Here is a 12,918-nt window from a genome sequence, read left to right on the forward strand (position 1 = left end):
CCACCTCACCCAACTTCCCTGTGAAGGACCGCAGATGACCACGTCGCCGCACCGACGTCCCTCCGTACGCGCCTCTGTCCGCGCGTCCGTACCCGCGCCTGTACGCGCCTCCGTACGCGCCCGCGCTCACTCGGGCACGCGAACGCGCACCGCACTCGCGGCGGGCGTCGCACTCGTCGCCGCGCTGGTGGGCTCCGTCGCACCCGCCACCGCCGCCCACGCCGCTCCCGCGACCATCACCCCCGCCACCGCCACCCCCGCTCCCGTCGCATCCGCTCCCGCGCCCGACATGGAGGGCGTGGTCGCGGCGCTCAGGGCCGCGACCGCGCAGGGGGCGCCCGGCGCGATGGCCCGCCTGACCGGCCCCGACGGGACACGCACCCGGACCGTGGGCGTCCGTGACCGTGTCTCGGGGGCGCCGATGGACACCCGGGCGCGGTTCCGGATCGGCAGCGTCAGCAAGACGTTCTCCGCCGTGGTGCTGCTCCAGCTGGTGGACGAGGGGCGGATCCGGCTCGACGCGCCGGTGAACCGGTACCTCCCGGGGCTGCTGCCGGACGACCGGATCACGGTGCGGCACCTGCTGACCCACCGCAGCGGCCTGCCGGACTACACGGAGGAGATGTTCGCCCGGACGGTGCCGGGCTTCGAGGCCGTGCGGAACCGGGTGTTCAGCCACCGGGAGCTGGTGGACCTGTCCCTGAGCAAGCCGCCCACCAACGAGCCGGGGGCGGCGTACAGCTACTCCAACGCCAACTTCGTGGTGGTGGGGATGCTCATCGAGAAGGCCACGGGGAAGCCGGTGGCCCACGCCTACGAGCGGCGGGTGATCCGGCCGCTCGGGCTGCGCGACACCTCGTACGTGCACCCGCGCACCCGGATCGCGGGCCTCCATGTGCGGGGGTACCTGCACCCGGACGAGGCGGGCGCTCCGCTGGTGGACTCCACCGAGCAGACCCTGTCGTGGGCGCAGTCGGCGGGGGCGGTCATCTCGAACCCGGCGGACCTCACCACCTTCATGACGGCGCTGATGCGCGGCCGGCTGCTGTCGCCCCGCATGATGGACGCGATGACGACGGTCACCCCGGTGGACAGCGCCCGTACCCGGTTCTACGGGCTGGGGCTGCGCCGCTACGACCTCTCCTGCGGGACGCGGGTGTACGGGCACACCGGCACGGTCCAGGGCTACTACACGTACGCCTTCGCCACCCGCGACGGCGGGCGGAGCCTGGCCGCCATGGCGAACACCTCGAACCGGGGCGCGGCCAACACGGCGCTGGGCGGGACGCTGGAGGCGGCGTTCTGCGGGAAGCCGGCGCAGGCCGCGGCGGTGTCCGGCGCTGCGAAGCGTGCGTCCGCGGTGCAGCGGCCGGCCGAGGCGGATCTGCCCGAGCGCCGCTGAGCCCACGGGGGCCGAGGGGCCCGGTTCAGAAGGCGTACCGGATGGTCAGCCAGGGGGCGTGCCGCGCCACCAGGTCGCGGACGGTCTCCACCGCGGCGGCCTTGGTGGCGTTGCGGTAGCGGACGTTCATGGCGCCGTTCTCGGAGCGTTTGGCCTGCTGGATCTCCGGGCGCCAGAGGGTCCCCTCGGCCCGCGGGTGCCACCGCAGGTTGACGTCGTGCAGGTCCTGGTTGTGCGTCAGCATGATCACTTCTGCCGCGGCCTGGTCCTTGACCGGCCGCGGCAGGACGTCGTCCATGTGGGTGAGCAGCTCCGCCCACGCCTGCTCCCAGCCGGGCCGGACGACGACCGGTGACAGGTTGAAGTGCACCTCGTACCCGGCTTCGAGGAAGTCCGGGGCGGCGGCGATGCGTTGCTCGACCGGGCTGGTGCGGATGTCGAGGAGCCGCGAGTCCTCGGGTGGCATGACGGAGAACCGGACGCGGGTGCGTCCGCGCGGGTCGAGCCGCAGCAGGTCGGGGTTGACGAACTTGGTGGCGAAGGACGCCTTGGCGGTCGGCCAGCGGGTGAAGGCGTGGATGAGGTCGGCGGTGTTGTCGCTGATCAGGGCGTCGACCGAGCAGTCGTTGTTCTCTCCGATGTCGTACACCCAGGCGGCGGGGTCGCACTGGTTCGGCTCGCGCTTGGGGCCCTGCTCGGTGATGTGGCGGCGCAGCCGGGCGACGAGACGGTCGATGTTGGTGAAGACGGTGATGGGGTTGGCGTAGCCCTTGCGCCGGGGGACGTAGCAGTACGCGCAGGCCATGGCGCAGCCGTTCGCCGCGGCCGGGGCGATCCAGTCGGCGGAGCGTCCGTTGGGCCGTACGGTGAGGGTCTTCTTCTCGCCCAGTACCAGGACCGTGCGCTTGACGCGGACCCAGCGCTCGGCGTTGCCCTCGTTGCCGTGCAGGTGCGGGATGCGCCAGTGGGAGTCCACGGGCACGATCTCGGCGCCGGGGAAGGCGGCGATGATCTGCCGGCCGCGCGGGGACGCGGCGGCTGCCGGCTCGGCGTGGATCTCGCGCACGTCGAGCATGCGGCGCGCCTCGGGCGAGGCACGGAACGAGGGCCGACCGGTGTCGCGGGGCGGTGGCCCGGTGCGCACCTCGTCGAGCGGAAAGAGCCCGTCCGGCTCGTCGTCGGCAGCCATGTGACCACCCCGCTCGTCCCCGATGCCTGTCCCGATACCTGTGCCGGGGCCGTGGCCCGGGGGCTGGGTGGTGGCCATCGCTGCTCCGCCGTCCGTCGTCCTGCCCCCGGTCCCCACCCTACGAGACCTGCCGGGACGGGGAGAAAGGGATCGCTGGGGCGGGAGTGGCGGGTGGGCATGGAGCGGGGTGGAGCGGGGAGGGTGGACGGATGGAACATTGGACACACGCGGGACTCTTCACCCGCAGGTTCGGGCCCCCTCCGCGCCCGGGCCGGCCGAACGTGGTGCTGGTGCACGGGCTGGGCCTCTCGGGGCGGTACTTCGTCCCCCTGGCACGGCGGCTCGCGGCGGGCGGGGCGACCGTCTTCGTACCGGATCTGCCGGGCAATGTGCGCTCCCGGTCGGCCGTCCGCCGGGCGCCCCGGGTGACGGAGGTGGCCGGCGCGCTGCGCCGCTGGCACCGGGAGCTGGCCCTGGGGCCGAGCCTGCTGGTGGCGAATTCGGTCGGGTGCCAGGTGGTCGCGGCCTTCGCGGCCCGGCACCCCGGTCTGGTGGGACGTGTCGTCCTGCTCGGGCCCGCGCTGGAGCCGGGGGCGGGCGGCTGGCGGCAGTGCGGGAGGCTGCTGGCGGACGCGCCACGCGAGCCGCTCGGGCTGCTCGCCGTGGCGGCGGCGGACTACCTGGTGACGGGGCCGCTGCGGTTCGCCGCGTCGTTCCGCCACGCGCTGCGGGACGCGGCCGAGTCGTTCGAGGGGCATCTGGCCCGGGTCGCCGCGCCGACGCTGGTGGTGCGGGGCAGCGGTGACACGATCGCCACCCGGGCGTGGACCCGGCGGGTGGCGGGCATCGTCGGCGACGGGCGGGCGGCCGAGGTCGGCGGCGCCGCGCACGCGGCGCACTACAGCGCGCCCGGCGCGGTGGCCGCCCTGATCGAGGAGTTCGGTGCGGGAGGCCGCGCATGACGGCCACGAGGCCACCGGGGCCGTCCGGCTCGACACGGGTGGAGCGCGCCGAGCGTCCGTCGCCGTGGCTGCGCCTGCTGCCGGGCATCTCCCCCGAGCGGCGGGGCTTCGTCCTGGCCTGGTGGGGGTTCGCGCTGACCTTCTGCGGGATGCGCCTGCTGACCTGGCTCATCCACATCGACGTGGCGGGGGTCGGGGACGTCCAGGCCGGCGGGGTGCATCTGCACCACTACGTCTGGGGCATCCTGCTGCTCGCCGGGGTGGGCGCGGCGGGGCTGGTCGAGCGCTCGGCGCGGGCGCGCGCCTGGTTGGGGCTGGCGTACGGGGTGGGGCTGGCGCTGGTGGTGGACGAGGCCGCGCTGCTGATCAGTCTGGAGGACGTGTACTGGGACACCGAGGGCGGGATCAGCATCGCCCTGGCGATCGCGCTGATCGCGGTCGCGGGGAGCGTCCTGGCGGTGACCCGGGCCCGGCGGGGTTCGGCGCGGGACGCGGACGGGGGCACCGGTGACGGGCGCGAGGCCGGCGGGAAGCAGGGCTGAGGATCCGGACGGGGCCCTCCTCCGCGATGCGGTGGAGGGCCCCGTGGCGTACGGGCGGGCCGGCCGGGACGCGCCGTGATGCAGGCACGTGCCGGTCAGACTCCGGCGACGCTCTGGATCCAGGAGCGGTACGCCGTCACATTGGTGTACGCGGTGGTGGTCTGGCGGTCGCTCGTGGAGGCGACGCCCACCTGGATGCCGTTGGCCATCATCGGGCCGCCCGAGTCGCCGCCCGCGGTGATGCCGTTGCCCCGGCGGGCGCAGATCGCCGAGCCGCCGTAGGCGTCGCGGCAGCCGCCGGTGACGATCACGTCGGCGACCTTCAGGTAGCGGGACTGGCAGTTGGCCTCGGAGCCGCACTGGCTGGTCGCGCCCCAGCCGTACACCTGCACGGTCTGGTTGACCGAGACGGAGCCCGGCTGGCCGAGGCGGGCGTAGGTGCCCTGCACGGAGCGGTCGAGCCGGACGAGGGAGAGGTCCGAGGTGGCGTGGTTGTGGACGCTGACGCCATTGGCGACCGTGCCGCCGGTGTTCTGGTCGAGGCTGCCGATCCGGAAGGAGAGCCCGCCGCCGGAGACGCAGTGCTTGGCGGTGAGTATCCAGTTGGGGGCGATGATCGAGGCGCTGCACGTCTGGCGGCCGTTGGAGAAGAGGCGGGCCGCCCAGGGGGCGTTGTTGGCGTGGCCGCCGCCGATGATCGGCTGCACCTCGGTGCCGGGTGCCACGGCGGACACGGCGGCGGGTGCGGGCGGGGCGGACGATGCCTGCGCCGCCGCGTAGGGGGCGAGCCCCAGCAGGGCGAGGGCGGCTGCCGCGAGGGCGGGGAGCAGTCTGGCTGTTCGCACGGTCGTCTCCATTGTGTGGGGGTGGAAACGTCCTCGGTGAGGACACAGCATCCGCATAGGTATGCGGCGATGGCGGCACACCCAGGGCTGGGTAGGCCCTGTCGCGTGCATGCCATTCTTGGCTGGGGGCGAATCTGGCAGACGGGCCGCCGACCCCGCAAGGGGTTGAAGACTGAAATTACCGAGCCGGGCCGGTCCGGCTGATGCTTCGTCAACAAGCGTGCAAGTAGGCGTAGTTTGACCTCACTCGCCGAGACCCGGACCCGGCGGGGGGCCGACGGCTGGGACGGCCGGCCGCCACTGACCCCTCCGGGCGGCCCCCCTCCCGCCACCCGGGCGCCCCGGCCGCCGGGGCGCCGCGTACCTCAGGACGTACCTCATGGCGTGGATATACAACCGCCGGTATGGATGGAAGATCTCCGCCGGAAGGCGCGGCGCACCGCCGGTCCTCCTGGACACACCGGCCCCCGCCGCAAGGACCCCTGGTCAAGCCGGACATCCGACGGATTCCCGACCCCTCGGACAGCGCCGCCCGGCCTGGTGACGCCCGTGAGGGAGAGGCGGTTAAGCTCCTCACCGTGCTTCCACACGGCGTCCACACCGCACCGGACCGCCGGGCGGCCAGCCTCCCCCGGAAGGCGCGCGTTCCGGACAGAGTGGCGCGAAGGGTACACCGGGGTCGATTGCCCTGCTACGGCCGGGTGGGTTAACCTTCGCCATATTTGTCGTACGGCAACGTTTGAGTATCGAAAATGTGTAGGAGGCCGACGGGAGCACCGCGTGTGCGCCTGTTCGGCCTCTTCGTCGCGGCATACGAGCGGAACGAGGTTGGTCATGGCTGAGACGGCGGTCGAGGGCTCACGTGCCGTACCGCGGTCGAGGCCCTCGCGCGGGGGCGGCAAGGTGGGCGAGTCCGAGCTGCGGCAGCTGCTGGCCGGGCTGACCGCCGTGCGCGACGGCGACTTCGGCACCCGGCTGCCCGACGAGGAAGACGGGCTGATCGGCGAGATCGCCACCGTCTTCAACGGCATGGTCGACCAGCTGTCGCTGTTCACGTCCGAAGTGACCCGGGTGGCCCGCGAGGTGGGCACCGAGGGGACGCTGGGCGGTCAGGCGGTGGTGCCCGGGGTGTCGGGGACCTGGGCCGACCTCACCGACTCGGTGAACGCCATGGCCGGCAATCTGACGACCCAGGTGCGGGACATCGCCCAGGTCGCCACGGCGGTGGCCAAGGGCGACCTGTCGCAGAAGATCGACGTGGACGCCCGCGGCGAGATCCTGGAGCTGAAGGACACCGTCAACACGATGGTCGACCAGCTCTCGGCCTTCGCCGACGAGGTCACCCGCGTCGCCCGCGAGGTCGGCAGCGAGGGCCGGCTCGGCGGGCAGGCCGAGGTGCCGGGGGTCGGCGGTGTCTGGCGGGACCTCACCGACTCGGTGAACTTCATGGCCGGAAACCTCACCGACCAGGTCCGCAACATCGCCCAGGTCACCACCGCCGTCGCCCAGGGCGACCTCTCGCAGAAGATCACCGTCAACGCGCGCGGCGAGATCCTGGAACTCAAGAACACCATCAACACGATGGTCGACCAGCTCTCCTCGTTCGCCGACGAGGTGACCCGGATGGCCCGCGAGGTGGGCACCGAGGGGATCCTGGGCGGACAGGCCGACGTCAAGGGCGTGTCCGGCACCTGGCGCGACCTCACCGACTCGGTCAACTTCATGGCCGGAAACCTCACGGCCCAGGTGCGGTCCATCGCCCAGGTCGCCACGGCGGTGGCCAAGGGCGACCTCTCGCAGAAGATCACGGTCACGGCCCGGGGCGAGATCCTGGAGCTGAAGAACACCATCAACACGATGGTGGACCAGCTCTCGGCCTTCGCCGACGAGGTCACCCGCGTCGCCCGCGAGGTCGGCACCGAGGGCCGGCTCGGCGGCCAGGCCGACGTCAAGGGCGTCTCGGGCACCTGGAAGGACCTCACCGAGTCGGTGAACGTGATGGCCGACAACCTGACGGCCCAGGTGCGGTCCATCGCGGAGGTCACCACCGCCGTCGCCCAGGGCGACCTGTCGCAGAAGATCCGGGTGGACGCGCGCGGCGAGATCCTGGAGCTGAAGGAGACCATCAACACGATGGTCGACCAGCTGTCCGCGTTCGCCGACGAGGTCACCCGCGTCGCCCGCGAGGTCGGCACCGAGGGCAACCTCGGCGGGCAGGCGACCGTGCGGGGCGTGTCGGGCACCTGGAAGGACCTCACCGACAACGTCAACGTGATGGCGTCCAATCTGACGGGCCAGGTGCGGTCCATCGCCCAGGTCGCCACGGCGGTGGCGCGCGGCGACCTCTCGCAGAAGATCACCGTCGAGGCGAAGGGCGAGGTCGCGGCGCTCGCCGGGGTGATCAACACCATGGTCGACACGCTGTCCGCGTTCGCCGACGAGGTGACCCGCGTCGCCCGCGAGGTCGGCACCGAGGGCATGCTCGGCGGCCAGGCCCGGGTACCCAACGTGGCGGGCACCTGGAAGGACCTCACCGACAACGTCAACTCGATGGCGAACAACCTGACCAACCAGGTCCGCAACATCGCCCTCGTCACCACCGCCGTCGCCAACGGCGACCTGTCCAAGAAGATCGACGTCGACGCGCGCGGCGAGATCCTGGAGCTGAAGACCACCATCAACACGATGGTCGACCAGCTCTCCGCGTTCGCCGCCGAGGTGACCCGCGTCGCCCGCGAGGTCGGCAGCGAGGGCCGGCTCGGCGGCCAGGCCGAGGTCGAGGGCGTGTCGGGGACGTGGAAGCGCCTGACCGAGAACGTCAACGAGCTGGCCGGGAACCTGACCCGGCAGGTGCGTGCCATCGCCGAGGTCGCCAGCGCGGTCGCCGAGGGCGACCTGACCCGCTCCATCACGGTCGACGCCTCCGGCGAGGTGGCGGAGCTGAAGGACAACATCAACTCCATGGTGGAGTCGCTGCGCGAGACCACGCTCGCCAACCAGGAGCAGGACTGGCTGAAGTCCAACCTGGCGCGCATCTCCAGCCTGATGCAGGGCCACCGGGACCTGTCCGTGGTGGCGGAGCTGGTGATGGACGAGCTGACGCCGCTGGTGTCGGCCCAGTACGGCGCCTTCTACCTGGCCGAGGACACGGCCGGCGGGACGGAGCTGACGCTGGTCGGCTCCTACGGCTACCCGGCCGGTCCGGCCGGTCCGGCCGGCTCCGGCGGGCGCGCCCGCTTCCGGCAGGGTGAGTCGCTGGTCGGGCAGGCCGCGCGGAGCCGCCGTACGATCGCGGTGGACGAGCTGCCCGCCGACTATGTGACCGTCTCGTCCGGGCTGGGCCGGGGCGCCCCGGCGAGCCTGGTGGTGCTGCCGATCGTCGTCGAGGACCAGGTCCTCGGAGTGATCGAGCTGGCCTCGTTCACGGCCTTCACTCCGGTGCACCGGGACTTCCTGGAGCAGTTGATGGAGACCCTGGGCGTCAACGTCAACACCATCGTCGCCAACGCCCGTACCGACGAGCTGCTGGACGAGTCGCAGCGGCTGACGGCGGAGCTGCAGGCCCGCTCCGAGGAGCTGCAGGTGCAGCAGGACGAGCTGCAGCGGTCCAACGCGGAGCTGGAGGAGAAGGCCGCGCTGCTGGCCGCGCAGAACCGCGACATCGAGACGAAGAACCTGGAGATCGAGCAGGCCCGCCAGGAACTGGAGGCGCGGGCGCAGCAGTTGTCGCTGGCCTCGAAGTACAAGTCGGAGTTCCTGGCGAACATGAGCCATGAGCTGCGCACCCCGCTCAACAGCCTGCTGATCCTGGCACAGTTGCTGGCGCAGAACCCGACGCGGAACCTGACCCCGAAGCAGGTCGAGTACGCGGGGATCATCCACTCGGCCGGTTCGGACCTGCTCCAGCTGATCAACGACATCCTCGACCTGTCGAAGGTCGAGGCCGGCAAGATGGACATCAACCCGGAAGTGGTGGCGCTGCGCCAGCTCCTCGACTACGTCGAGGCCACGTTCCGGCCCATGACCACGCAGAAGAACCTCGACTTCACCATCAGCACGGCCCCGGGTGTGGCGACGGACGTGCTGACCGACGACTCGCGGCTGCGCCAGGTGCTGCGGAACCTGCTGTCGAACGCGGTGAAGTTCACCGAGCGCGGCAGTGTGGAGCTGCGGATCGAGATGGCGCCGGAGAGCGAGCTGCCCCCGTCGGTGCACCGGAGCGGTCCGGTGGTCGCCTTCCGGGTCAAGGACACCGGCATCGGCATCCCGGAGCAGCACCTGGAGGCCATCTTCGGCGCGTTCCAGCAGGCGGACGGGACCACCAGCCGCAAGTACGGGGGGACGGGCCTGGGCCTGTCCATCAGCCGGGAGATCGCCCACCTGCTCGGTGGCGCGGTGACCGCGGAGAGCGTCCAGGGCCGGGGCAGCACCTTCACCCTCTACCTGCCGGTGACCCGGACCGACTGGGAGATCGTCAGCATGGCCTCGGGCCCGGCCCGGCCCGCGGCGATCGATGCCGCGGGTGCCTCCGGTGCGCTGCCGGCGGCCCGCCCGGCGCCGGCTCCCCGGCAGAAGCGGCGGCTGCTGGTGGTGGAGGAGCGCAGCAGGGGCCTGCTGTCGCTGGTCGCCGAGAGCGCGGTGGCGGACCTGTCGGGCGGCGGCGACCTGCCCAAGCGGATGGGCGAGGTCGAGGTCATCACGGCGGTGGGCGCCCAGGAGGCGGCGGAGAGCCTGGCCGACGGGCCGTTCCACTGTGTCGTCCTGGAGCTGGACATGCCCGAGGACGCGGCGAACCGGTTCCTGGACGCCATGGACGGCGACGCGGCCGTGACGACCGTGCCCGTCCTCGCGCACAACAGCCGCCGGCTGGAGCGGGCGCAGGAGGAGCGGCTGCAGTCCCGGTCGCACGCCCGGCCGCTGGAGCTGATCTCCAGCCTGGACGAGCTGCGCGAGCGGATCGCCCTGCACCTGTCGGCGGAGGAGCCGGGGGACGTGCTGCCCCTGGTGCGGGCCGAGGAGGCGCGGCGGCCGTCCTCGCCGCCCGTCGACAGCACGCTGGCCGGGCGCACCGTGCTGGTGGTGGACGACGACGCGCGCAATCTGTACGCCATCAGCGGCATCCTGGAGCTGCACGGCATCGAGGTGCTGCACGCCGAGGACGGGCGCAAGGGCATCGAGGCGCTGGCGGACCACCCGGAGGTCGACCTGATCCTGATGGACGTGATGATGCCGGAGATGGACGGGTACGCGGCGACGTCGGCGATCCGCGAGGACCCGGCGCACGCGCGGCTGCCCATCATCGCGGTGACGGCGAAGGCCATGCCGGGCGACCGGGAGAAGAGCCTGGCCTCCGGGGCGAGCGACTACGTCACCAAGCCGGTGGACGCCGACGATCTCATCGCCTGCATCCGGCGCTGGCTCTCCTCCTGAGGCACGCACCGCCGGGCCGTGGCGGGCCCGGCGCTCCCCCCACCCCGCCGACCGAGGAGTCAGCAGCACCATGAGCACTCCCGACTTTCCCGGACCTTCCGTGCCGCGCGTCCTCGAGGACGCGTCGCCGGAGTCCGTTCCCCCCACCCGGCCCCGGATCCCCTCCCCCGCGCCGCCCGCCGACACCGGCACCGGCACCGGCGCCGACGCGTCGGGGGTCGGGCGGCTCGCGGCGACCGTGGAGCGGCTGCGCGGCGAGATCCGCGCCGCGCAGGCGGCGGCCGACGGCCGGGCGCTGATCGAGCTGGCCAAGGGCGTGCTGATCGAGCGGCTGCGCTGCGGCCCCGCGGCGGCGGCGCAGCAACTGGCGGCGCTCGCCGAGGAGTCGGGGCTCTCCCCGCTCGAACTGGCCGCGGACATCGTCAACCAGGCGGCGCGGGACCATGTCACCGACATCGCCACCGGGTTCGTCCGGCGGACCAGCGGCGCGGCGCCCGGCGGGGACGAGGACGGCGCCTCCGTCGGCGTACGGCTGCGTACGGCGGAGAGCGGCGCGCTGGCCGCCGGCGACACCCAGGCGGTGGCCGAGTCGCTGCTGGACCACGCGCTCACCCCGCTCGGGGCGGGCGCGGTGGCGGTGTGGACGGCCGGGGCGGACGCGTCGCTGACGCTGGCCGGGCACGCCGGGTTCCCCGCCGACGAGGCGGGCCGCTGGCGCTACGTACCGCCCGGGGTGGCGACGCTGGCGCGGCAGGCGCTCAGTGAGCGGCGGCCGGTGCGGGCGGTGTCGCAGGCGGCGGCGGGGCTGCCGTCCATCGGCTGGGCGCGCGCTCCGGGCGGGGGGCGGGTGGCGGTGCCGGCCGGGACCGGGGGCCGGGTCCACGGCATCCTGGAGATCTGCTGGCCCGGCCCGCTGGAGCCGCAGCCGCCGCAGATCGAGCGGCAGATCGAGGCGCTGGCCGAGCTGTGCGCCCACACCCTGGAGAGCCGGCCGGGCGCGGCGCCCGCCCCGCCGGCGGACGGGTGGGCCGCACCGGACCTGTCGGAGCTGGTGGACCTGGCGGAGGGCCTGTACGACCCGGCGCTGGTGCTCACGCCGTTCCTGGGGCCCGACGGGCGGCTCGCCGACTTCCGCATCCACCACGTCAACGAGCGGTTCGCGGACCCGGCGGGGCGCCCGCGCGGCGCGATCGGCGGGGCGCTGCTGCTGGAGGCGTACCCCATGGCGGTGGGGGGCAGCGAGCTGTTCGAGAAGATCGAGCGGGTGTACTCCACCGGGGAGCCGTTCCGGGTGCGGGGGATGCCGCTGACCGCCCTGGTGGACCAGGTGCCGCTGACGGCGGTGGCCGACATCAGCGCCAGCCGGCACGGCAGCAGTGTGCTGCTGATCTGGCGGGTGGAGGACGAGGCGGCGCGCCTGGCGAACCTGCTCCAGCACGCCCAGCGGCTCGGCCGGATGGGCGGCTTCGAGGAGAACGTGGCGACGGGCCACATCATGTGGAACGAGCAGCTGTACGACCTGTACGGCCGCCCGCACACCGCGCGTCCGGTGCCGCTGGCGGAGCTGGCGGCGCACGCCCACCCGGACGACGCGGTGTCGATCGGGCGTTTCCTGCGGGCGGTGCTGCACCACCGGCGCGCGGCGTCGGCGGCGTTCCGTCTCCAGCGCTCGGACGGGGTCACCCGGCACATCCGGGTGATCGCCGAGCCCGTGCTGGGCGCCGACCGCAAGCTGCTCGCCGTGCGGGGCGCGTACCAGGACATCTCCGCCCAGCACTGGACGGAGGTGGCGCTGGCGGCGACCCGTGACCGGCTGGCGCGGACCGAGCAGCAGGCCGCCGAACGCAACCGGCTGACCCTGCAGTTGCAGCACGCCATCATGCCGCCGACCCAGCCGCCGCTGGACAGTCCGGGGCTCCAGATCGCGGTGCGGTACCGGCCGGCCGAGTCGGAGTCGATGGTGGGCGGGGACTGGTACGACGCGGTGGTGCTGCCGTCGAAGCAGGTGATGCTGTGCGTGGGGGACGTCGCGGGCCATGGCATCGAGGCGGCGACGAGCATGGTGGTGCTGCGCAACGCGATGCGCGGGCTGGCCGTGACCGGCGCCGGGCCGGCGCAGCTGCTGTCGTGGCTGAACACCGTGGCGCACTACCTCACCGAGCAGGTGACGGCGACGGCGGTGTGCGGGCTGTACGACCCGCAGAAGGGCACGCTGCGGTGGGCGCGGGCGGGCCATCTGCCTCCGGTGCTGATCCGGGGCCGGAAGGCGACCACGCTGCGGACGGTGGGCGGCATTCTCCTCGGCGCGCTGTCGGAGGCGGAGTACGAGGAGGAGGAGCTGGCCATGGAGCCGGGCGACACCCTGCTGATGTACACCGACGGGCTGGTGGAGCGGCGTGACGAGTCGGTGCAGGACTCGCTGGCGCAGCTGCTGACGAACGCCCGCATCCCGAGCAGTCATCTGGAGCAGCGCCTCGACGACCTGCTGACGCACAGCAAGTCGGACACGGACGACGACACCTGTCTCATCGGTATCGAGGTGGTGTGA

The 12,918-nt window shown here is 73.0% G+C and carries 7 protein-coding genes; 5 read left to right on the top strand and 2 right to left on the bottom strand.

Going from position 1 to position 12,918, the window contains the following annotated elements; all coding sequences use genetic code 11:
- The first annotated feature begins 34 nt into the window (after nt 1-34).
- Entirely contained in the window at nt 35-1,402 is a 1,368-nt protein-coding gene (locus tag ACF08D_RS28660; RefSeq protein WP_392226661.1) for a serine hydrolase domain-containing protein, read from the top strand.
- A 25-nt stretch (nt 1,403-1,427) separates the two neighbouring features.
- Here ACF08D_RS28660 and ACF08D_RS28665 read toward each other — a convergent pair whose 3' ends face one another.
- Nucleotides 1,428-2,591, bottom strand: coding sequence for a spore photoproduct lyase family protein (locus tag ACF08D_RS28665; protein ID WP_392226663.1), 1,164 nt, complete (start codon nt 2,589-2,591; stop codon nt 1,428-1,430).
- Between the two features lie 209 nt (nt 2,592-2,800).
- Between ACF08D_RS28665 and ACF08D_RS28670 the strand changes: the two genes are divergently transcribed.
- Both ACF08D_RS28670 and ACF08D_RS28675 read left to right on the top strand, forming a co-directional pair.
- Nucleotides 2,801-3,553: an alpha/beta fold hydrolase gene (locus ACF08D_RS28670; protein ID WP_392226664.1), complete on the top strand. Its 753-nt coding sequence runs from the start codon at nt 2,801-2,803 to the stop codon at nt 3,551-3,553.
- Nucleotides 3,550-4,095, top strand: coding sequence for a hypothetical protein (locus tag ACF08D_RS28675; RefSeq protein WP_392226666.1), 546 nt, complete (start codon nt 3,550-3,552; stop codon nt 4,093-4,095). Before ACF08D_RS28670 ends, ACF08D_RS28675 begins: the two co-directional genes overlap by 4 nt.
- A 95-nt stretch (nt 4,096-4,190) precedes the next feature.
- Here the strand turns inward: ACF08D_RS28675 and ACF08D_RS28680 are convergent, their stop codons facing one another.
- Nucleotides 4,191-4,940, bottom strand: a complete 750-nt coding sequence (locus ACF08D_RS28680) for a S1 family peptidase (protein WP_392226667.1) — start codon at nt 4,938-4,940, stop codon at nt 4,191-4,193.
- An 834-nt stretch (nt 4,941-5,774) separates the two neighbouring features.
- Between ACF08D_RS28680 and ACF08D_RS28685 the strand changes: the two genes are divergently transcribed.
- Both ACF08D_RS28685 and ACF08D_RS28690 read left to right on the top strand, forming a co-directional pair.
- On the top strand, nt 5,775-10,370 hold the full coding sequence (locus ACF08D_RS28685; RefSeq protein ID WP_392226669.1) for a HAMP domain-containing protein: 4,596 nt from the start codon (nt 5,775-5,777) through the stop codon (nt 10,368-10,370).
- Nucleotides 10,371-10,440: 70 nt separating this feature from the next.
- A complete protein-coding gene (locus ACF08D_RS28690; protein WP_392226671.1) occupies nt 10,441-12,918 on the top strand; it encodes a GAF domain-containing SpoIIE family protein phosphatase in 2,478 nt (825 codons plus the stop codon).

It is taken from the genome of Streptomyces sp. NPDC015131, assembly GCF_043079975.1.
GTDB lineage: Bacteria > Actinomycetota > Actinomycetes > Streptomycetales > Streptomycetaceae > Streptomyces.

Bases quoted from the DNA above. Each gene is read 5' to 3' on its own strand.
- ACF08D_RS28690 (WP_392226671.1), top strand. From the start codon at position 10,441: ATGAGCACTCCCGACTTTCCCGGACCTTCCGTGCCGCGCGTCCTCGAG.
- ACF08D_RS28665 (WP_392226663.1), bottom strand. From the start codon at position 2,591: ATGGCTGCCGACGACGAGCCGGACGGGCTCTTTCCGCTCGACGAGGTG.
- ACF08D_RS28670 (WP_392226664.1), top strand. From the start codon at position 2,801: ATGGAACATTGGACACACGCGGGACTCTTCACCCGCAGGTTCGGGCCC.
- ACF08D_RS28675 (WP_392226666.1), top strand. From the start codon at position 3,550: ATGACGGCCACGAGGCCACCGGGGCCGTCCGGCTCGACACGGGTGGAG.
- ACF08D_RS28660 (WP_392226661.1), top strand. From the start codon at position 35: ATGACCACGTCGCCGCACCGACGTCCCTCCGTACGCGCCTCTGTCCGC.
- ACF08D_RS28685 (WP_392226669.1), top strand. From the start codon at position 5,775: ATGGCTGAGACGGCGGTCGAGGGCTCACGTGCCGTACCGCGGTCGAGG.